The 21643-nt window shown below is 45.5% G+C and carries 23 protein-coding genes; 22 read left to right on the top strand and 1 reads right to left on the bottom strand.

Translation table 11 applies throughout. The annotated features are described in order from the left end of the window. The first annotated feature begins 2 nt into the window (after nucleotides 1-2). The 9 genes from ACR6HW_RS09780 (at nucleotide 3) to ACR6HW_RS09740 (ending at nucleotide 7014) form a co-directional block, all read left to right on the top strand. On the top strand, nucleotides 3-422 hold the full coding sequence (locus tag ACR6HW_RS09780; RefSeq protein WP_455727548.1) for a hypothetical protein: 420 nt from the start codon (nucleotides 3-5) through the stop codon (nucleotides 420-422). Nucleotides 423-511: 89 nt separating this feature from the next. Next, a complete protein-coding gene (flgM, locus tag ACR6HW_RS09775; protein ID WP_455727547.1) occupies nucleotides 512-778 on the top strand; it encodes a flagellar biosynthesis anti-sigma factor FlgM in 267 nt (88 codons plus the stop codon). A gap of 262 nt (nucleotides 779-1040) precedes the next feature. Then, nucleotides 1041-1535, top strand: coding sequence for a flagellar protein FlgN (locus ACR6HW_RS09770; RefSeq protein WP_455727546.1), 495 nt, complete (start codon nucleotides 1041-1043; stop codon nucleotides 1533-1535). Nucleotides 1536-1556: 21 nt separating this feature from the next. Beyond that, nucleotides 1557-3206, top strand: coding sequence for a flagellar hook-associated protein FlgK (gene flgK / locus ACR6HW_RS09765; RefSeq protein WP_455727545.1), 1650 nt, complete (start codon nucleotides 1557-1559; stop codon nucleotides 3204-3206). A 14-nt stretch (nucleotides 3207-3220) separates the two neighbouring features. Then, nucleotides 3221-4810: a flagellar hook-associated protein FlgL gene (gene flgL, locus ACR6HW_RS09760; RefSeq protein WP_455727544.1), complete on the top strand. Its 1590-nt coding sequence runs from the start codon at nucleotides 3221-3223 to the stop codon at nucleotides 4808-4810. 19 nt (nucleotides 4811-4829) lie between these two features. Further along, a complete protein-coding gene (locus tag ACR6HW_RS09755) occupies nucleotides 4830-5396 on the top strand; it encodes a DUF6470 family protein (RefSeq protein ID WP_455727543.1) in 567 nt (188 codons plus the stop codon). A gap of 8 nt (nucleotides 5397-5404) precedes the next feature. Next, nucleotides 5405-5854, top strand: a complete 450-nt coding sequence (fliW, locus tag ACR6HW_RS09750; protein ID WP_455727542.1) for a flagellar assembly protein FliW — start codon at nucleotides 5405-5407, stop codon at nucleotides 5852-5854. Beyond that, nucleotides 5854-6111 (top strand): carbon storage regulator CsrA, encoded by a 258-nt coding sequence (gene csrA / locus ACR6HW_RS09745; protein WP_455727541.1) that lies wholly within the window; start codon nucleotides 5854-5856, stop codon nucleotides 6109-6111. The genes fliW and csrA overlap by 1 nt, the downstream gene beginning before the upstream one ends. A gap of 90 nt (nucleotides 6112-6201) precedes the next feature. Continuing rightward, nucleotides 6202-7014, top strand: a complete 813-nt coding sequence (locus ACR6HW_RS09740; RefSeq protein WP_455727540.1) for a flagellin N-terminal helical domain-containing protein — start codon at nucleotides 6202-6204, stop codon at nucleotides 7012-7014. A gap of 168 nt (nucleotides 7015-7182) precedes the next feature. Here ACR6HW_RS09740 and ACR6HW_RS09735 read toward each other — a convergent pair whose 3' ends face one another. Then, entirely contained in the window at nucleotides 7183-7989 is an 807-nt protein-coding gene (locus tag ACR6HW_RS09735; RefSeq protein ID WP_455727539.1) for a GNAT family N-acetyltransferase, read from the bottom strand. 306 nt (nucleotides 7990-8295) lie between these two features. Between ACR6HW_RS09735 and ACR6HW_RS09730 the strand changes: the two genes are divergently transcribed. The 13 genes from ACR6HW_RS09730 to ACR6HW_RS09670 all read left to right on the top strand — a co-directional run bounded on the left by ACR6HW_RS09730 (nucleotide 8296) and on the right by ACR6HW_RS09670 (nucleotide 21631). Then, nucleotides 8296-9108, top strand: a complete 813-nt coding sequence (locus tag ACR6HW_RS09730; protein WP_455727538.1) for a flagellin N-terminal helical domain-containing protein — start codon at nucleotides 8296-8298, stop codon at nucleotides 9106-9108. A gap of 277 nt (nucleotides 9109-9385) precedes the next feature. Continuing rightward, nucleotides 9386-10198, top strand: coding sequence for a flagellin N-terminal helical domain-containing protein (locus ACR6HW_RS09725; RefSeq protein WP_455727537.1), 813 nt, complete (start codon nucleotides 9386-9388; stop codon nucleotides 10196-10198). Between the two features lie 280 nt (nucleotides 10199-10478). Beyond that, nucleotides 10479-11291 carry a flagellin N-terminal helical domain-containing protein gene (locus ACR6HW_RS09720; RefSeq protein WP_455727536.1) on the top strand — a complete coding sequence of 271 codons (813 nt, stop codon included), beginning with the start codon at nucleotides 10479-10481 and terminating at the stop codon, nucleotides 11289-11291. Nucleotides 11292-11351: 60 nt separating this feature from the next. Further along, nucleotides 11352-13157 carry a motility associated factor glycosyltransferase family protein gene (locus tag ACR6HW_RS09715; protein ID WP_455727535.1) on the top strand — a complete coding sequence of 602 codons (1806 nt, stop codon included), beginning with the start codon at nucleotides 11352-11354 and terminating at the stop codon, nucleotides 13155-13157. Between the two features lie 11 nt (nucleotides 13158-13168). Beyond that, on the top strand, nucleotides 13169-13522 hold the full coding sequence (locus ACR6HW_RS09710; protein WP_455727534.1) for a hypothetical protein: 354 nt from the start codon (nucleotides 13169-13171) through the stop codon (nucleotides 13520-13522). After that, the gene (locus ACR6HW_RS09705; protein ID WP_455727533.1) at nucleotides 13515-14873 is read left to right on the top strand and encodes a motility associated factor glycosyltransferase family protein; all 1359 of its coding nucleotides are present in this window, start codon (nucleotides 13515-13517) and stop codon (nucleotides 14871-14873) included. The genes ACR6HW_RS09710 and ACR6HW_RS09705 overlap by 8 nt, the downstream gene beginning before the upstream one ends. A gap of 23 nt (nucleotides 14874-14896) precedes the next feature. Then, entirely contained in the window at nucleotides 14897-16084 is a 1188-nt protein-coding gene (gene fliB / locus ACR6HW_RS09700) for a flagellin lysine-N-methylase (protein WP_455727532.1), read from the top strand. 3 nt (nucleotides 16085-16087) lie between these two features. Continuing rightward, the gene (pseB, locus tag ACR6HW_RS09695) at nucleotides 16088-17095 is read left to right on the top strand and encodes a UDP-N-acetylglucosamine 4,6-dehydratase (inverting) (protein WP_455727531.1); all 1008 of its coding nucleotides are present in this window, start codon (nucleotides 16088-16090) and stop codon (nucleotides 17093-17095) included. Between the two features lie 9 nt (nucleotides 17096-17104). Beyond that, on the top strand, nucleotides 17105-18304 hold the full coding sequence (gene pseC, locus ACR6HW_RS09690) for a UDP-4-amino-4,6-dideoxy-N-acetyl-beta-L-altrosamine transaminase (RefSeq protein WP_455727530.1): 1200 nt from the start codon (nucleotides 17105-17107) through the stop codon (nucleotides 18302-18304). Nucleotides 18305-18308: 4 nt separating this feature from the next. Beyond that, nucleotides 18309-19262 carry a hypothetical protein gene (locus ACR6HW_RS09685; protein WP_455727529.1) on the top strand — a complete coding sequence of 318 codons (954 nt, stop codon included), beginning with the start codon at nucleotides 18309-18311 and terminating at the stop codon, nucleotides 19260-19262. Further along, the gene (locus ACR6HW_RS09680; RefSeq protein ID WP_455727528.1) at nucleotides 19214-20098 is read left to right on the top strand and encodes a methionyl-tRNA formyltransferase; all 885 of its coding nucleotides are present in this window, start codon (nucleotides 19214-19216) and stop codon (nucleotides 20096-20098) included. The genes ACR6HW_RS09685 and ACR6HW_RS09680 overlap by 49 nt, the downstream gene beginning before the upstream one ends. Before the next feature lie 37 nt (nucleotides 20099-20135). Further along, nucleotides 20136-21176 (top strand): pseudaminic acid synthase, encoded by a 1041-nt coding sequence (gene pseI / locus ACR6HW_RS09675; RefSeq protein WP_455727527.1) that lies wholly within the window; start codon nucleotides 20136-20138, stop codon nucleotides 21174-21176. Nucleotides 21177-21250: 74 nt separating this feature from the next. After that, nucleotides 21251-21631 (top strand): flagellar protein FlaG, encoded by a 381-nt coding sequence (locus ACR6HW_RS09670; RefSeq protein ID WP_455727526.1) that lies wholly within the window; start codon nucleotides 21251-21253, stop codon nucleotides 21629-21631. The last annotated feature ends 12 nt before the right edge of the window (nucleotides 21632-21643 follow it).

The raw sequence follows: 21643 nt of genomic DNA, 5'->3' as shown, positions 1-21643 counted from the left end.
TTATGGTAAGCGATAGATCGGGCGGTTTAAGAAATTGCAAAAAATGCAACCGTTTATTTTCAGCAAAAGAAGGCGAATTTTTGTGCTCGAGATGCAACGACGAGGTCGATGACGAGTTCACAAAAGTACGCGAATACATTTACGACAACCCGACGTCTGGCGTAAAGGATGTAAGCGCAAGCACCGGCGTCCACGTGGACGTTATCCTCAAGTGGATCAAAGAAGGCCGAATTCTTCTAAGTGAGCGCACGCCGATTACGTTTTGCGAGCGTTGCGGTGAGCCGAGTGACGGCGCGCGTTACTGTAAAAAATGTGTTCACGAGCTGTCAGTAGGACTTAAATCGGGTATACAGGAAAAAAGTACTACTGATAGAAGCGCATCGGTGAGAGGCGGTATGCACATACGAGAAAAAAGAAAATAAAAAAAGACTAAACTTACCCCCGTATTTGCCGATATAGAGTATATAGGAATCGGTAGAACGGGGGTATAATAATGAAAATAAGCAGTCAAATGAATGTTCAAAGTATTCTTAAGACATATCAAAAGAATACGAAAGTGGAAAAGGCAACTGGTAAGAAAGGCCTAGAAACAGACAAGGTCGAAATTTCTTCTAAAGCTAGGGAGATGCAGGTGGCCATGAAGGCGCTTTCACAATTGCCGGATGTCAGAAATGATAAAGTAGAAGAAATCCGTTCACAAATGCGCAACGGAAAGTATAAGGCAAGTGCTGAAGACGTTGTAAACAAACTTTTAGAGGGCGTCGCCGCCCTGAAATAGATACCGATTTCTATTCCCCCAAAATGTGAGGCAAATCGGCATGTGACCAGAGCAGAGCTCTGGTTTTCTATTATTTAAACGACAAGTATTTAAACGACAAGTGCTGCTGACAACGCGCAGGGGCATGCGAATAAGTGTTTTAATGACCTGCAGCGTAATATAGGGTAAAAGGCGTACTTTTGAGGAAGATGACATCAGGCGTATAAAGTTTTTTTGTATTTTGCCGATGAATCTTTTGAACGTACATTAAGGAGAGATGATGATGTCAAGATGGATTGATCAATTGGTTCAAACGCTGAATAAAGAAACGGAGATTTACCACGACGTACTGAAACTGTCTATTAAGAAGAGAGAAGCCATACGGACGCAGGATATCAAGATGCTCGAAAAAGTCACCGGTGAGGAGCAAGCTCTCGTCGTGACGTTGTTCAAACTCGAGGAAATTCGTGAAAAAGTGACAGACGGCTTGATGCAGGAAATGGGCATCGACGCCGTGGACACACTGGACCAGCTCGGCAAGTTTATGCTCCCCGACGACAGAGAGCGCGTACAGGCAGCTAAGACAGAACTCTTTGTCGTACTGAAAAATGTAACCGATGAAAACAAGTTTAACAATAAGATGATGGAAGACAAACTCGAGTGGATTCAATTGAACCTCGACTTGTTGACCAGCGTATCCGACGACAGCGGCAAATACGACAAGGATGCCGTTAACGATACGTACGAGCGCAAGAATATTTTCGATGCGCGCGTTTAGGAATCAGCAAAGGAGATTACTATGGGCACGTTTTTAGGACTCAACACATCGCTTTCCGGTTTGTTTGCCAACCAGCGCTCACTTGGCATCGTATCGCACAATATTGCCAACGCCAATACGCTGGGCTACTCCAGACAAGTGATGCACACCAAAGCGTACAAACCGCAAGTACTTCCGGGCGGCATGGGGACTTTGGGGCTCGGCGTCGATGTGACGGCAGTTAAACAAATAAGAGACGGCTACCTCGATAAGAAATTTAGAATAGAGACGGGTTACAAAAGTGAGTGGGATGCTCGAGCAGCCGTGCTTACGGAGATTGAAGGTATTTTCAACGAACCGACAGATGCCAGTATGTCCGAACTGCTAGACAAGTACTATGAATCCCTTCAAACCCTTCAAAAGAATTCTGAGAACCTCACGGCGCGGACATTGGTTCGTCAGACGACCATCGCCCTTTCCGAGGGGATGCAGCGCATGAGCAATATGCTCGTCAGCTTACAACGTGAGATGAACTTCCAGTTCGAGACGGCGGTTAGAGAGGTCAACGACATCGCCGATCAAATTGCGACGTTAAATGAAACCATCTATAAAGCAGAGCTCGAAGGTGGGAAGGCCAACGATTTAAGAGACCAGAGAGAACTCCTTGTCGACAAGTTATCTGAACTCGTCAGCGTCGACTACTATGAAGACGACAAAGGCCGCTTTTTTGTTTTGGTTGGCGGTCAGCAGTTGGTAGCGCATTTCAGAAATGACAACTTTGAAATGGTGCCGAGAGATACCAAAGTCCACGAAGACGACGACGATCGGATTATGGACATTCAATGGTCCAACGGAAACGAGATTTATCTGAAGTCCGGAAAAGTCAAAGGGCTGATGGACGTTCGCGACAACATTTCCGGCGACTTAAAAGGGATTCCGTACTACGTCTCTAAACTCAATGAGTTTACTGACACACTTGCGGATACAATGAACGCCATTCACGAAAAAGGGTATGGCCTCGACAGCAGCACGGGCATCTACATGTTTACCATGGACAATATGACCACTGCGGAGTTTAAAAGTTATATGCTGAACGAAGGTCTAAACGGCGGACCGGCTGTACAGGTGACTGCAGGTGTTCTCGAAGGCACTGCAGGCCTCACCGATGATGAGCTGAAACTTAAAATAAAGGACAATATGAGTAAAATTCTCGCCAACAACCCGGGGTATGCCGGCAAAAGCGTGAAGAAAATAGATGGCCAGTATTATGTGGTCGACCAGATTAAGGCTTCGAGAATGACCATATCAAAAGATCTCGAAGACCTCAATAAATTGGCCGTGGCTTCAAAGCTAGAAGAGTTGCCGGGCGATGGGACGAATTTCCTTGAGATTATCGCCACGCGACATGACAACACGCTCTTTGCATGGGGTGCACCGGAAGATTTCGTAAAATCACTGGTGTCCAACTTAGGTGTCGATAAAAATGAAGCGGCTCGTGTGGCTAAGAACCAAGCGATGCTCGTCAACGAATACTCCATGGCGCGGGACTCTATTATGGGGGTCTCACTGGACGAGGAGATGGCGCATATGATTCAGTTCCAAACGGCGTACAATGCAAATGCCCGAATGGTCAATGTCTTTGACGAAATGCTGGATTTATTGGTGAATCGATTGGGAACAGTAGGTAGATAGATAAGGAGCCGACGATGAGAATTACAAACAACATGTTGATTCGCGATATGCTGTGGAACGCCAATAAAAACTTGGTGAGCATGTCTCAGAGACAGAGAGAGTTGTCCACAGGAAAGCGCATTCACAGACCTTCAGACGATCCCGTTGGGACGACGCTAGTTCTAAAGTACAAAACAGATATTCGCGAAGCGGCGCAATATAAGAAAAATATCGATGACGGTCTCGGTTGGATGGAAGTCACAGAGAGTTCCATGCACAATATCAAGGATATTTTACACAGAATCAGGGAGCTTGCCGTTCGAGGGGCGAACGGTACCAACACGCCGGAGGACACAGCGAAAATTCAAAGTGAAGTCGATGAGCTCGTCGATGAACTCATGGTGCTCGGGAACAGCACCAATGCGGGACGCTACATTTTTTCGGGTCTTGAAACCGATGAAAAACTGTTTAATCCCGATGGGACTTTTAACGTGTTGATGACTTCAGAGCGCGTTAAGAACAAATACGTGCCCACCTATGAAGTGGCCATCGGTGAAACCATGCCTATGGGGACCCACCCCATCGATATCTTTGGGCTTGCAGAAGGCAATTCGTTCTTTGAAAGCCTTATGACATACGGCGATATAACTTCTGAACCGGCAACGCAGACCACTTTGTCTCAAGATGTGGACATTACGGCATTTCCCAATCCGGCGACAGCCATTACAGTCACCGTGGGTGGGGACACTTTCACTGTCCCGGCCGCCAGCCTGGAGAATATCCCGGGGAACCGCATGACCAAGGAGCGCTTGCTCGATGCTTTGAAAAATGCAGAGGATGGCTCAGGGGTTAAACTCTCTGAAAAAGCCGGTGTCTTCTTCGATGCCAACGACAAGCTTGTCGTACAGGCGAGTGATTTCGGAAATGTCGCGGTGACCATGAGTCCGAACCCAGGCCTTTCAGGTGCGGCGACTGTAACGGGAACCGATGCCACGACGGGGACAAAGACCGGAACCGGGACTTTAAACGACGCAGATGTCGCTGCGGCAACGGGAACGGAAACACTCGTCTTTGAACACGATGGGGAAAAGTACACGGCGACCATCGACTTTTCCACATTAAATACAGTAGCAGATTTACAGACGGCGCTTCAGAGTGCCTTTGACACGGAACTCGGTGCAGGCGTCGTAACCGTGAATGCTTCAGCGGGGAGTACGCTCGATTTTCAGTTTACAGGTGCCAGCGACGGCCTCGACCACGCAGTGAGCGTCGACTATGTCGTGGCCACAGAGAGCCAAATGATTAAAGACTTACAAGCGCTTTCAGCGGCATTTGCGATAAAAGACGATGTGGTAATCACGGACAGCATCGACAAGCTAGACGACCATCTCGACACAGTGCTGAACGCATTAGGTGAAATCGGTGGTAAAACGAACCGCATCGAGTACATCAGTTCGCGAATTGAGGAGAACAAAGTGACGTTTACGGGGCTTTTAAGCCGGGTTCAAGACGTTGATATGGCAGAGGCGATTATGCTGTTTAAAAATTTAGAAAACATTTATAGAGCGTCGCTGTCTGTCGGCTCTAAGGTGATACAGCCATCGCTGGTCGACTTTATTAAATAGCTAAAAGGAGGGGTGCAGGATGATTAGAGTGACACAACAGCCCGCGATTCTCGCTTGGAACACGAAGCAAGCGGCACTGGAACAGAGCGGCAACGGAAAAGACACACTGGACATTCAAACTGTCAAACCTCAAATTCAGATCAGAACGACGAAACCCGAGATAAAAATCGATCAGTCCCAGTCCTTTGCCGAAGCCGGCATAAAGGGCTTTTGGGATTTTATGAAGGATACAGAGGGGTTCACACAGCAAATGCTTCAGCGTGGCATCGACCGGATTGTCTCTGACGGCAACGAGTGGCTCGATATCCACACCGGGCGGGACCCCATTCCCGATCAAGCAATTTACAATGCCTTTGAGATGTTTGACAAACAGTTTAATTACGGCGTTATTCCGACATCGCGTCCTAAAATGGATTTGCAAAGAGGCGACGTAAAAATTGATTATCAGAAGGGAAAAGTGGTAAATAATACAGTACCGACGAAAATACAAATGCAGTATTCGCCTTGGCGTATTGACTACTACATGAAGCAGTACGCCAGCATACAATTTCGCTATGAACCGTCAACTTTTAGCAAAACCGTTTAGGAGGCCTTATGGTATTAAAAACAGGGCATTTAGGAGAAGTACATTACAGCAACGAGGACATCATTAAGTTCTCCGATGGTATACCGGGATTTTCTGAGTACGTGCAGTACATCTTCATTCCATCTGGTGACGAAGCACTTCCTTTTCACTACTTACAGTGTGTAGAGGATCCGGACCTCGCATTTGTCGTGACAGATCCCTTTGTCTTTGCGCCAAACTACGATTTTGACCTCAGTGATACAGAGGCGGAAAAGCTTGGCATCGAGTCTTTGGACGACTTAAATGAAGTGATGATTTTGTCTGTTGTCAACATTCCAAGTCGCGTTGAAGACGCTACGATGAACATCATGGCGCCAATCATTATCAGCCAGAAGACAAAGAAAGGCAAGCAAATCGTTCTTTCGGAGTACGACGATACCCGCTACCCCCTTTTCAAAAAGAGTGAGGAGGTGGAGTAATGCTAATTTTATCGAGGAAAAAGGATGAAAGCATTATCATTGGCGAGAACATTGAAATCCAAGTGATGGAGATTGAAGACGGCAAAGTTAAAATCGGTATCAAAGCACCTAAAAGCGTCAGTATCCATCGAAGCGAGGTGTACGAACGCATTCAAAGTGAAAACAGAGAGGCTAAAGAGTCGATTAAGAGCTTTGAGACATTTGCTCAAAAAATAAAAGAAAATACTAAAGTGTTTTCTAAAAAAGACGATAATTAATATATAACAAGTTGTCAAACGGCCGTGATAACTTGATTAACATTCCATTCAGAAAGGATTCTGATTGAACACATTTCAAGGAGGATTATTATGAGAATTAATAACAACTTAATGGCAATGAACACACATAGACAACTTGCAATCACGAACAACAGTGGTGCAAAATCTATGGAAAAACTTTCTTCAGGTTACAGAATCAACAGAGCCGGCGACGACGCTGCAGGCCTTTCAATCTCTGAAAAGATGCGTGCGCAAGTTAGAGGTTTGACACAAGCTTCTAGAAATGCTCAAGACGGTATTTCTTTGATACAAACAGCTGAAGGTGCGCTTCAAGAGTCACATGCAATTTTACAACGTATGAGAGAATTGACTGTTCAGGCAGCCAACGATACAAACGTTACAGTTGATAGAACAGCGATTAAGGACGAGATCGATACACTTGTATCAGAACTCGGCAGAATTGCAACTTCTACAACATTCAATGAGAAGAAACTTTTAAACGGTAGTTTAAAAGGTGCAAACTTCCAAATCGGCGCAGACAAAGGCGTATCGATGACATTGACTATCGGTACAATGACTGCAACCAAACTTGCAGTTAACGCTTTATCTGTAACAACACATACAAAAGCAGCAGCGGCGATTCAAAATGTCGATACAGCGATTAAAACAGTTTCTGCACAAAGATCTAAGCTCGGTGCCGCTCAGAACAGACTTGAGCACACCATCAAGAACTTAGACAACGCTTCTGAGAACATCCAAGCGTCAGAATCAAGAATCAGAGACGTGGACATGGCGAAGGAAATGATGGAGTTCACAAAGAACAACATCCTTCAACAAGCTGCTCAAGCGATGCTTGCACAAGCGAATCAAGCACCTCAAGGTGTCCTTCAATTATTAAGATAAGCACATTTAAAATAAAAAGTCGGCATATGCCGACTTTTTATTTTGGTTTGACAACAAGCCTTGAGCCCAAAGTGCTCTTGCGAATGTTCAACGCGAGAACACATCAGCGAAAGACGTTTTGATACGCTAAAAGCGTATCAAATGTTGTTCTGTTAGATTTCAGCGTTGTTATCTGCTCAAGATTACAGAGTCACAGTAAGGCTTATAACCGATTTTCGTATAGATACTGTTTGAGGTTGGATTTGACATATCGGTATACAAAGTTGCGATTTTACCATCTTTAAGAACTTGCCGTGTAACGGTTTCGACAATTTGGCTGCCGTACCCATTTTCTCTAAATTCTCGAGGGGTATAGACGTACCCAATGGATTCTGTATTGCTTAAGGCTCTTAATCGCCCTGCCATAGATACGACTTGCTTATTAACTTCTAAGAGATAGATGGATTTACTCAACACCTTTTCTTTTAGATTATTTCTTGTATCTATTTTAGAGGGGGTATACCCCTCTGCTTCTTCCGCGAAAGATATGCCCCATTTTGTTAGGCGATCGAGGTCGGTTTCTTTAGCCAACCTAACTGAACCGGTATTACCTGAAAAATCATTCACTTCTGTGCATTGGTATATTCTTTGGTTCATCTCAGTTATCAGATGTTTGCCGTAAATTTCACTATAGACCATGTTGTAGATAGCACAATGTTCTTTTAGACCGATAATACCAGGATAGTCAACCTCAGTCATATAAACGACTAACTCTCGATAAACATCCATCTCTAAAGTATTGGCAGCGAGGATGAAGTTTTTACCCGCTAAAACCCCTACAACAAATCTGCCGTCTATTTCAGATGAAATCATAAGTGTTATAATGGAATCTTTTTTTGAAATCCCCCAAATAAGACTATATTTTACTTCATCACTCTTGAAAAACATCTCGTACTTTTGCAAGAAATCACACGGTTTAGTGTACACATGAATCATCGTCTAATTGACCTCCTCAAATACTTTTTCAATATCATACCACTTATTGAATTGTTTATCGAGTAAAAACGTTTTAAAATCGTCACTTGGTATATTTATGCCACTACAAATCAAAATTGAAAGGTATCCCCATCCCATAGCAGATTGGATTACCGAAACCTATTTCTTAGAACACCAACTGTTTAAGTCCTCTCAATAGGGGTATAATAAGGGGTATACAAAAACAGTAGGCTTTTAAACGGCCGTAGCCTATTGTTGAAGTGTATGGAATGGATTCTGATTTTAAAAAATTCAAGGAGGATTAATATGAGAATTAACAACAATTTAATGGCAATGAACACCCATAGACAACTTGCCATCAGCAACAACAGCGGCGCAAAGTCTATGGAAAAACTCTCTTCAGGTTACAGAATCAACAGAGCCGGCGACGACGCTGCAGGTCTTTCAATCTCTGAAAAAATGCGCGCGCAGGTAAGAGGTTTGACTCAGGCATCTAGAAACGCTCAGGACGGCATCTCGCTTATTCAAACGGCAGAAGGTGCGCTTCAAGAATCACATGCTATTTTACAGCGTATGAGAGAACTCACTGTTCAAGCGGCCAACGACACCAATGTAACGGTAGATAGAACCGCGATTAAAGACGAAATCGACACTTTAGTGTCAGAGCTTGGAAGAATTGCGACGTCTACGACGTTCAATGAGAAAAAACTGTTAAACGGTAGTTTGAAAGGTGCCAATTTCCAAATCGGTGCAGATAAAGGGGTCTCTATGACACTGACCATCGGCACGATGACGGCGGCCAAACTGTCTGTAAATGCTTTGGCAGTAGATTCACATGCCAATGCCGCAACAGCCATCACCAAAGTAGACGCGGCGATTAAAACGGTTTCTGCTCAAAGATCTAAGCTCGGTGCTGCTCAGAACAGACTTGAACACACCATTAAGAACTTGGACAACGCTTCTGAGAACATTCAAGCGTCAGAATCGAGAATCAGAGACGTGGACATGGCCAAGGAAATGATGGAGTTCACCAAGAACAACATCCTTCAGCAAGCTGCTCAGGCGATGCTTGCACAAGCGAACCAAGCGCCTCAAGGTGTGCTTCAGTTACTGAGATAATTTTTCACCAAGGCGTCCGAATCCATCGGGCGCCTTTTTGTGCAACAATTCATTCAAAATTCGGATTAAAGGTTTTGAGTTGACAACAAATTGCTCAAACCCTTAAAAAAACGGTGCTTTTTATCAAAAAAAATTCATATTTTGCTAAAGTCTTTCGTCAAAAAGACGATAGGTTATATACATGAAGTACATAGCATGGTTTCCAACGGCCGTGGGGCTGTGCGGCGAGATATTTCAGAAAGGATTCTGATGTAAACAAAATTCAAGGAGGAGTATTATGAGAATTAATAACAACTTAATGGCGATGAACACACATAGACAACTTGCAATCACCAACACAAGCGGTGCAAAGTCTATGGAGAAACTTTCTTCAGGTTACAGAATCAATAGAGCTGGCGACGATGCTGCCGGATTGTCAATTTCCGAAAAAATGCGTGCGCAAGTCAGAGGTTTGACACAAGCTTCTAGAAACTCGCAAGATGGCATTTCTTTAATTCAAACGGCAGAAGGTGCGCTTCAAGAATCACATGCTATTTTACAGCGTATGAGAGAGCTCACCGTTCAAGCAGCCAACGATACCAATGTAACTGTGGATAGAACAGCGATTAAAGATGAAATCGACACACTTGTTGCAGAGCTCGGCAGAATTGCCACATCGACAACATTCAATGAAAAGAAATTGTTAAACGGCAGTTTGAAAAGTGCAAACTTCCAGATTGGTGCGGACAAAGGCGTATCGATGACACTGACTATCGGTACGATGACAGCGACTAAACTGGCTGTAAATGCGCTTTCTGTAAGCACTCATACAAAAGCTGCTGCAGCGATTTCTAAAGTTGACTCAGCAATTAAGACAGTGTCTGCCCAAAGATCCAAGCTTGGTGCGGCTCAAAATAGACTTGAGCATACCATCAAAAACTTAGACAATGCGGCAGAAAACATTCAAGCCTCAGAATCGAGAATCAGAGACGTGGATATGGCGAAGGAAATGATGGAGTTCACTAAGAACAACATCCTTCAACAAGCGGCTCAAGCGATGCTTGCTCAGGCAAACCAAGCACCTCAAGGTGTACTTCAGTTGTTGAGGTAATAGCAGACACTGATAGGCCGGCTTTTAGCCGGCTTTTTTTGATTGTCAAATCGAACGGATGATGTCGATGCGATTGAATATAAGTGAGGCGGGTATAAGGTTAGCGAGCGTCGTCCCGAAAAAGGAGAAAACTTTAATTAAAAAAGTAAAAAAACCTAAAGAGTTCTCGAAATAGGACGATAAATAATGTATAGCAACACCGAGTCTCAACGGCCGTGGCACGGTGCTGTATACTATTTCAGAATGGATTCTGATTTTAAAAAATTCAAGGAGGAGTATTATGAGAATTAATAACAACTTAATGGCTATGAACACCCATAGACAACTTGCTATCAGTAACACAAGCGGTGCAAAATCTATGGAAAAACTTTCTTCAGGTTACAGAATCAACAGAGCCGGCGACGACGCTGCAGGCCTTTCAATCTCCGAAAAGATGCGTGCACAGGTTAGAGGTTTAACACAAGCTTCTAGAAATGCTCAAGACGGTATTTCTTTGATTCAAACAGCTGAAGGTGCGCTTCAAGAGTCACATGCAATTTTACAGCGTATGAGAGAACTGACTGTTCAGGCAGCCAACGATACAAACGTTGCTGTTGACAGAACGGCTGTAAAAGACGAGATTGATACACTTGTATCAGAACTCGGCAGAATTGCAACTTCTACAACATTCAATGAGAAGAAACTTTTAAACGGTAGTTTAAAAGGCGCAAACTTCCAAATCGGCGCAGACAAAGGCGTATCGATGACATTGACTATCGGTACAATGACAGCTGCAAAATTATCTGTTGATGCTTTAACTGTGGATACACATACAAATGCAGCAGCAGCAATTTCTAAAGTTGATGCGGCTATTAAAACGGTTTCTGCCCAAAGATCTAAGCTCGGTGCTGCTCAGAACAGACTTGAACACACCATCAAGAACTTAGACAACGCTTCTGAGAACATCCAAGCGTCAGAATCAAGAATCAGAGACGTGGACATGGCGAAGGAAATGATGGAGTTCACAAAGAACAACATCCTTCAACAAGCTGCTCAAGCGATGCTCGCACAAGCGAACCAAGCGCCTCAAGGTGTGCTTCAATTATTAAGATAATACCAAAAATAATAAAAAGCCGGCGCTGTGTCGGCTTTTTATTATGATAAGGAGTTTAGTATGTGGCAAAAAAACTTAGAAGCGTTACAGAAACAGTATCCCAGCATCTATACGCAACTACAGGAAGTAGAACCGTCAGGGGTATTTGACTACGTAAACGATGAGGCAACGCTCTCTCAAATAAAATACAAGGGCAAGTATGTGCACAGCAAATACAACCCTGTACTCGAAGCTAAGCGGTGGGTAGACTCTCTTCAAATAGACGCGACTTACGACTGTGTTTTTGTCTATGGACTGGGCTTGGGTTACTATTTAGAAGACATAAAAGCCAAGTATACCGATAAGAAAATTATCGTTGTGGAACCGCATCTAGAGGTTTTTAAGTACTGTTTGATGTCTCAGGATATGACCCCATATCTTGAAGACGACTACGTGGTCTTCATGGTGGCTTTTGATGCCGTGGAAGTGCGCAGTTTGCTAGAATACTATATTGAGGAAAGTAAAATTAAGAGAGTTTTCTTTGCGGAACTTCCTTTTTATAAAAAGCATTTTTCAGAATATATTGAAGGTGCTTATGAACAAATATCAAGGACCCTGCAGTTGTTTAAGGCCAACATCTATACAGAAATCTACTCGTCGAGACGCTGGCTTTTCAACTTTTTTTCCAATATCAAATATTTTGAAGAGACGCCAAACATCATCGCCATGAAGGCTATTTTTAAAGGCAAACCCGTTGTTATTGTGGCCGCGGGCCCCTCACTCAATAAGAACGTACACTTGCTAAGAGATCTTTACGATAAGGCGCTGATTATCGCCGTGGGAACGGCGGCTTTAATTTTAGACAAACAGGGGATTCAGCCCCATATAGTCATGGGCGCAGACGGAAATTACCACGAATCATTAATTTTCAAGGAAATCACTTGCCACAAGCCGCTTTTCATCTACAGTCAGATGATTCAATACAAGTCCTTGGAATACTATAAAGGTCGGAAGATGTGGGTGCACCTCAACTCTGATGAGCTGGAAACACAGTTTTTAAAAGCGCATGGCATCGAAGTCCCCGTCATTACTTGCGGCGGCTCTATTGCACACAATGCGCTGGCTTTTGCCAGATGGTTAGAGGCAGGCCCCGTTATGCTGTTAGGCCAAGACCTCGCTTTCAGCAATGAAAAAATGTATGCCGATGGCGGAGACAACACTAATGTAGACACCAACATGAGTTTTGTAGATACGATTGATATCTATGGCAATCCGATTAGGACCAACAAAATTTTCTTAACGTACCGCAATTGGTTTGAAGATTTTGTTTCTTTGGTATATAAAGAACACAACATCGTCAATTGTACAGAAGGTGGATTGCCGATTAAAGGCATTGAGAACAGCTCCTTTGAGTCGGCGATAGAGGCGTTTTGTACAGAGACTTTTGATTATGAGCGACAACTGATGAGATGTCATGACGATCCAAGCGCTCGATTTAAGCTCCCGGAAGGGGAAATTGAGAGTTTAAGGGACGCTCTTGAAGCTTGTCTTGAACTGGCGAAAAAGCGATTCGAGCGCATTGTAGAATGGCTGGAGTGCTCCGAACTCGATGGCGACAGCGCAAAAGAAATTCAATCAGAAGTGATGCATTTAACAGAAGAACTGGAAGAAATGCCTTTCTATAAAACCTTTATTGTCAATACAGGACGCTTGTTTCATGAGGCGTTAACTCGTGAGGTCAATCAAAAGATCAAAGAGCTTAAAAGCGATGCAGAGAGAAGAGAAGCGGTGATTAGAGGCCTCTACAGCCAATACCTCTTTGCACTTGAAAATCTTCGAATTGCACAAGCGGCATTTGAAGGCATTGAACCCGCCAATTTATTTTAAGGAGTTGTAGTATGTCTGTAACAGAACAAAGACAAGAATTGAAAATGACAATGCTGGAGTATCTCCCCAACTTTATAAAAGGGGTAGACCAAATTGTACTTTGGATACACGAAGGCAATGAACTGGAGGCCATTGAAGCGTTAAAAGACGCTGTCGAAGGGCTCAGCTGGTTAATAGAAGCAAAATCTCTTGTGGACGTATCGCATTCAGAAGAAGAGATGAATGCCCTCAATACGCACTTGAGAGGGATTACAGAAGCACTGGTGGACGGCGATACGATTATGATTGCCGACTTGCTCGAGTACGAGCTCAAGCCGGTGATGATCAAATGGCACCAAGAAATTTCGGAGCGCGATTATGCCTAGTTGCCTGGAGGCCAACTTAAGCGCACTATGTAAAACTGGGACTGATAAAAGCGTTCTCCGCGCCATTCAATCGGATAAAACAGCTCATAGCGACTACCGTTATGAGCTGTCTGTGTCCGCTTCAGGTCAGCCGAATATGAGAATTTCCAAAGTGGATGCCACGGGACAGCTGTCGGAGCGGCACTACTTGCACAGTCATTATGATCCGTACAAAGGTGAAAAACGCTTTGTGGACAGCATTTACAGTGAAGCAATCGACGTTTTTTACGTGTACGGTTTTGGCTTTGGCTATCACTTGGAGCTGCTCATGGAACGCATTAAGTCAGGGCAGCGCGTCGTCGTCATAGAAGCCAACCTGGACGTGCTTCGCTATGCTTTTGAGCAGCGGGATTTGACGACACTTTTAAGCCATAGTGCCCTGACAGTGATGGTCCTTGTAAAAGAGACGTCTAGAAAACTGATAGATGTGCTTACGGCGGCATCCGGCGCATTTTTTATCCACAGCACATCTTTGAAAAATATCCCACAGGTTATGTCAGATATAAAAGCGCTCTTTGAGAACAATCGAATGATGCGTCACAATATCTCAAAGTTCAAGCCCCTACTTGAGGCCAATTTAAAAGCAAACGCAGCGGTGGAAGCGGAACTGATTACCCGCTATTTTTTAAAACATCAGAACCCGATTGTCATTGTTTCAGCCGGGCCCTCTTTAAACTCGAACAGACAGTTGTTACGGCAATTTATGGGTCGGTCCACCATCATTTCAGTGGGCTCTGCGTTAAAACCGCTGATGACTGCAGGGGTTACACCGGACTATTTTTGCATTATTGACCCACAGGACTTGACTTACCAACAGATAAAAGGGTATGAAGATCTCGGCATCCCCCTTTTGTTTATGGACACGGCGAGCCATTACACGGTATCGAGCTATCGGGGACGCAAAATTGTGTTTACAAGTGACGTCCAAAGGGCGCCGAAAGAATCTGAGAGAATTGACTCCAACGGTTCTGTGGCCACGGCAGTACTCGACATCGCCATTAAGTTTGGGGGCAATCCCATTGTTTTTGTCGGTCAAGACCTCGCTTTTGTAGAGTATCAGCACCACGCCGTAGGGGATATGTACGGTGAAGACCCGACGGTCAAAGATTTGCCGACTTTAAAACAGGTCGAAGGATTTAATGGCGAGCGCCTTGCGACGAGTTCATCGCTGCTTTATTTCAAACAGATGATTGAGGAGAAGATAGAACGCACGGAAGATGTTGTGTTTATTAACAGCACCTACAAAGGGGCACGGATAAAAGGGTGCCTACATATGCCTTTAGAGGACGTGTTCAAGCGGTATATTAAATAAACGATTATGAGGGGGGCTTGCGTATGAGTCAGCGCGTATACGAGGTTTTGATGCCGACGTATTTAAAGCAGTTTTCCTGTATTGGACCTGCGTGTGAAGAGACCTGTTGTAAGGGTTGGAACATCGAGGTGGACAAGAAAACATTTAAATCTTATAGAAATTGCAAGGTGGGAACACTTTGTAAAGACATTAATCTACACATTAAACGCAACAAGCATTCGACAAACGATCACAACTACGCGTCGATTAAATTAAAAGACGGTACCTGTCCGATGTTAGGCGAGGATATGCTGTGTCGCATTCATAAAGAGATGGGAGAGAAACAGCTTTCCAGCACATGTTATTTTTATCCGAAACTTTTCAAGCAGGTAGACAATCGGGTAGAAGCCGTTTTGTCCCCTTCTTGTCCGGAAGTGGGGCGCAAAATGCTCTTTGATTCTGAACCGATGGCGTTTGTGTCCGAACAAGTGACCTTTGAGCGCGACGTTCCCTTTACGTATATTGTAGGCGGTGTGGATGATTTTGATCCCGAGACGGATTTGAAATACTATTTGTGGGAACTGAGGATTTTCACCATCAGCTTGCTTCAAGACAGAAGGTATACGCTAGATGAGCGCATGATTCTGCTAGGCTATTTCATTAACAAGCTCACGCAGACGACAGAATGCCGTCTGGTGCCTCAAGTCATTGAAAACTGCCAATCGCTTTTTGACGATGTCACGGGAATGAAGGCCGCTATTGGCGAGCAAACACAAGTACACTACCCGGGAACACTCATTGGCCAAATTGTTCAAGTGGATGTCCTCAAGAATTTCCCAAGTGAGCGGTATTTCGAATGTGTTATCGACCTATACAAGGGACTGGAAATTGAAAACGCCGACGATGAAAGGTCGAAAGGGCTGTACTTTAACGCTTATGACAGCTACTATAAAACGTACTTTGAGACGCGAGAATACATTTTGGAAAACTATTTAGTCAATGAAGTGTTTAAAGAACTTTACCCGTTTGCAAAGCTCAATTCTCCGTCAGTGTCTTACAGGATGCTGTCAATGCTCTACACCGTTTTAAAAATGCATTTGGTCGGCGTCTCCTCGCATCATAAGAAACTGGACGATGCGTTGGTGCTCAAGACGATACAGACTTTTAGTCGAGTTGTAATTCACCACAAAAACTACATGGATCTTTTTATGGAAATTCCAAATGAGGAGTAAGGTATGTTAAACGATAAATCGATATTAATAACAGGCGGCACCGGTTCTTTTGGAAAGCGTTTTGTCAAGGCAGTTTTTAGTGCCTATACGCCGAGACGGGTAATCGTCTATTCGAGAGACGAGTTTAAACAATACATGATGAAAAATGAGCTCTCTAAAGACCTCAGTGCCGATCAAATGTCACGACTGCGCTTTTTTATCGGCGATGTGAGGGACAAGGACCGCTTGTACCGCGCTTTAAAAGAGGTGAATTATGTCGTTCACGCCGCTGCGATGAAGCAAGTGCCCGCTTGTGAGTACAACCCTTTTGAAGCGGTAAAGACGAACATACACGGGGCGCACAATGTCATCGATGCCGCACTGGACAGGGGGGTTGATAAAGTCGTCGCGCTTTCGACAGATAAGGCCGTCAACCCAATCAACCTCTACGGTGGCACCAAGCTCGTCTCTGACAAACTGTTCGTTTCGGCCAACGCATATGCCGGCGCTGAAGGCACCTTGTTTTCAGTTGTGCGGTATGGCAATGTCTCCGGCAGTCGCGGCTCTGTGATTCCCTTTTTCAAATCGCTGGTAGAAAAGGGCGAAACGGTTCTACCGATTACAGACGCTCGGATGACGCGTTTTTGGATGACGTTGGACGATGCTGTTAGATTGGTTTTAAAGGCGCTAGAGGAGTCAAAGGGCGGGGAGACCTATGTGTTTAAAAACCCATCGTACAAAGTTCAGGACGTGGCAGAAGCCATTAACCCAACTGGCGACATAAAAATTGTGGGCATTCGAGAAGGCGAGAAAATTCACGAATGTATGATTACAAGCGACGATTCGAGATTGACTTACGATTACGGCGACCATTACGTCATCTATCCGAACTTTTCCTGGTGGCAAAAGGAGAACAGTTTTAAGCCCGGTGGCGTGGCTATAGAAGAGGGCTGGGAATACAACTCCGGTACCAACACGGTGTGGCTGTCTGTTGAAGAACTGCGTGAGCGCATAGCTGCGCTAGAGTTGTAGAGGTGATTTATGGAGAACAAGAATAAGCTCGCCTACTTGGGCGGAGAACCCGTGCGCACGGCGATGCTACCTTATGGGAAGCAGGCCATAGACGCCGAAGATATAGAATCGGTTGTCGCTGCACTGACCTCTGATTTTTTAACGACGGGACCGAAGGTTGAAGCCTTCGAGACTTGCGTGTCGGCCTATGTAGGCGCGCGATATGCCGTAGCTGTATCCAACGGAACCGCTGCCCTTCACTTGGCGTGTTTGGCGGCGGAGATTGGAGCGGGCGACGAGGTGATTGTGAGCCCGATGTCTTTTGCAGCCACTGCGAACTGCGTCTTATACGTGGGGGGAACCCCGGTATTTGCCGACATCGATCCTCAAACGGGAAACATCGATCCCGAAGACGTCGCTCGAAAGATCACTTCTAAAACAAAAGCCATCATCCCAGTTGCTTTCACAGGTCAAGCAGCAGATATGGATCGGATTAATGCCATAGCGGCAAAGCACGGCCTCGCTGTTATTGAGGACGGTGCCCATGCCCTCGGCAGCGTTTATAAAGACCGTAAAGTCGGTGCGTTGGCCACAATGACCACACTGAGTTTTCATCCGGTAAAGACCATAACCACCGGTGAGGGCGGCATGATTACCACTGACGATCCCGCGCTTTATGAAAAGCTTCTCCTGCTAAGAGCACACGGCATCACGAGAGCACCTGAAAAATTGGTACGCCGTGAAGGGCCGTGGTATTATGAGCAACAGGCACTGGGGTACAATTACAGAATTACCGATATCCAATGTGCCCTGGGCATCAGTCAGATGCGTAAAGTAGACGCCTTTATTGAGCGTAGAAGAGAGCTTGTTAAACGCTACAATGCGGCCTTTAAGGGCGAGGAGACGCTGACGACGCCTTTTGAAGAAACGTATTCGAACTCCGGCTGGCACTTGTATGTGATCCGGTTGCACCTCGATGCGTTGTCAGTGGACAGAAGAGCCATTTTTGAAGCGCTAAGAGCGGAAAACATCGGCGTTAACGTTCACTATATCCCTATTTATTACCACCCCTACTACGAAGCGTTGGGGTACCAAAAAGGCCTTTGTCCAAACGCAGAAGCTTTTTACGAGACGTTAATTACACTGCCGCTGTACCCTCAGATGCAAGACGCCGATGTCGACGACGTGGTGGCGGCAGTTAAAAAAGTTTTGCATCATTATAGGCGATAGCGTCATGCGGATACAAATTTTTACTGAAGGCGGTCGAGCCATTGGTCTCGGACATCTTTCGCGGTGTTATTCACTGTATGAGGAAGCGCTGAGGCAAAAGCGGGAAGTACATCTGACTTATCAAGGTGATGCAACAGACGTGGCCTTTTTAAAGGGCCCCCAGATAACCCATGCCCAGTGGCGCTCTCAGGCGTATATCGAGCGTGAAGTCGACGAGCACTCTCTTTGCATTGTGGACTCGTATCTGGCAGATGCCTCGGTTTTGAAAGCCTTTTCCGATAGGGCCAAAGCCGTTTTCTTTATAGACGATTACAACCGGTTGCCCTATCCGAAAGGCACGGTTGTACAGCCGTTTCTCTCAAAGGCCCCACCACCCAAAACGGTTCTGACGGGACAGGCGTATATTATTCTCAGGCGGCCGTTTGTAGGGGTGAATCGAGTAAAGACAAAGCGTGTCGCCCATCGCGTCTTAGTGATGATGGGGGGGACAGACAGTCAAAATCTCATACCGCGCCTACTGGACGGCGTCGTCAAACGCTTTCCTGAAATAGAATTTCACTTTGTTATAGGAGGCGGCACGTTGCCGGTGGAAGTAGCCAATGCCTATGGCCATTGCAATTTGTCTGCGGAAGAAATGAAGGCGCAGATGCTCAGCTGTGACTTTGCGCTGTCGGCAGCCGGACAAACTGTTTTTGAACTGATGGCCACGCAGACGCCGTTTATTCCGATTCAAGTGGCAGACAATCAACAGGCCAATATTCGAGGCATTTTAATGACAGACCCCAACCACTGGGTTTTAAACTGCAATGCCCCTGACTTCGAGAGTGCATTGGAGGCTGCTTTTAGAGCGTACTGCACACCTGCACTTAGACAACGCCTCTCTGAACTCTACCGCGGCGTCATCGACGGATGCGGTGCACAGCGCATTGTAGAGGCTTTATGGCAGAAAGGACTATAATGTCGAAAGTTGTTTTTTTTGGATATGGAAAATTGGGAGCACTCTGTTTGGAGCGCTTGTTAAAAAAAGGTTGCGAAGTCGTCTACGTCTTTACGCATCGAGGTGGAGAAGATGGCGGGGTCGAAAGTATCGCCCAAAAATTAAGCATCCCCTACACCTTTGACGATGCGAGAAAGCAACTGGACTTTTATAGAGCGTGGATACAAGATATTGAGCCGCAGTACATCATCAGTGTCAATTATCGGTACATTATCCCAAAAGCGCTTTACGCCTACGCGGCGTACGCTTTTAACATTCACGGTGCGCTCCTACCTGCATACAGGGGGCGTACGCCGCATGTGTGGAGTATTATCAACGGAGAACCGGAGAGTGGGGTCACTTGCCACCTTCTCGACGAGGTGGTGGATGCAGGGGCGATTATTTGTCAAAGAGCTGTCCCGATAGCTCCTGAAGACACGGGCTATACAATGCTTAAGAAGTTTGAAAAGATTTATCCGGCACTTGTATTAGAAGCAATTGAGCGGTTGGAAATCGGCGCATCGCTACAAGTGCAAGACGAGGCGCAGGCGAGCTATTACGGTAAGCGCACACCGGACATGGGGTATATAGACTTTAGAAAGCCAGCAGCTGAGGTCGTGAACTTCGTCAGAGCTCAAGCACCGCCTTATCCGGGGGCGTATTGCTATTTGTCCGACGGCAGGAAAATGACGATACACAGACTCGAAGTTACGCAGGCGTCACACGTATTGCCAATCGGCGTCGTAACACAGATTGGCGATGAGTATTTTGTTCGTTGTACGGACGCTTTGCTGAAAGTGAATGCTTTTGAATGCTGAGAACCGTCTATGTGATTAAAGGATATGAGGAGCGTTTATGCAGATAGGCAATAGAAAAATTGGCGCGGGAGAAAAAACGTTTATAATAGCGGAACTCTCTGCCAATCACGGACACGATATAGAAATTGCAAGGAAAACCATAGAGGCGGCAAAAGCTTGTGGTGCAGACGCCATTAAGCTTCAAACTTACACAGCCGATACCTTGACCATCGATTGTGACAACCCAAATTTCGTTTTGAGCAGTGGGACGATATGGGACGGTAAAACACTTTATGAGCTGTACAGCGAAGCGTATACCCCGTGGGCGTGGCAAGGGTCGCTAAAAGCGTATGCTGAATCCCTCGGACTCATTTGTTTTTCATCGCCCTTTGACCGAACGGCAGTGGACTTCCTCGAAACTTTAGAGGTCCCCGCCTACAAAGTCGCTTCCTTTGAAATCTATGATATTCCTTTGATTGAATACATGGCTTCCAAAGGCAAGCCGATGATTTTATCCACGGGCATTGCGGATTTGGCGGCTATTGAACGGGCTGTAGCCGCGTGCAGAAATTGTGGGAACGACGACATCGTCTTACTCAAATGTACCTCTTCCTACCCTTCCAAAATAGAAGACGCCAACTTGCGCACCATTCCCAACATGAGAGAGACTTTTGGTGTGGAAGTGGGGTTGTCCGACCATACCCTCGGCATAACCGTGCCGGTGGCGTCTGTTGCACTCGGCGCCAGTGTGGTGGAAAAGCATTTTATATTGGACCGATCAATTGGCGGGCCGGACGCCTCCTTTTCGTTGGACCCGGAGGCTTTTTCTCATATGGTTACGGCAATACGCGAGGCCGAAAGCGCTTTGGGAAAAGTCGATTACGCCATGACGCCGAAGAAGCTTCAAAGCAAAGTGCTCGGCCGGTCGCTCTACGTCGTTCAAGATATCAAGGCAGGCGAGGCGTTTACAGCTGAAAATATCCGATCAATCAGACCGGGCAACGGCATGGATCCCGCGCAGTATCACAACGTACTCAAGCGCAAGAGTAGAACCGATCTCAAAAGAGGGACGCCTTTGCAATGGGAACATGTAGAATAGTCTATTAATTTCTTAAGTTCGGCAAAGGACTTGCCGATAAGTATAATATAAAGTCAAGGAAGGGAGCGTTCAGTATGAAAATCAACCAAGTGGGCAATGTGCCGGCCCAAGTGAATAAATTTGAGAAAGTAAAAGAATTCGAACCGATTAAGAACCAAAGACCCCTTGAAAAAGAAACGCTAGACACTAAGAGAATGGACGAACCGGATAAAGAAATTCACGAAGTGATGAATGAAGAGATGCTGAGAAAATCAGTGGCACAGGCCAATAAATCTCTCGAGTTGTACCATAGGCGCATCGACCGTTCGGTGCACGAAGTGACCAAAACCGTCATGTACACCGTACGCGATACCGTTACCGACGAAGTGATTCAAGAATTCCCGCCGAGAAAAATTCAAGACATGATTGCGAAGATGTGGGAATTGGCCGGTTTATTTGTCGATGAAAAGGCATAAGAGCAAAGGAAG

This window comes from Fusibacter sp. JL298sf-3 (assembly GCF_053842995.1).
Note: the sequence above shows the minus strand (reverse complement) of the source record. Positions and strands in the feature narration are given on the sequence as shown.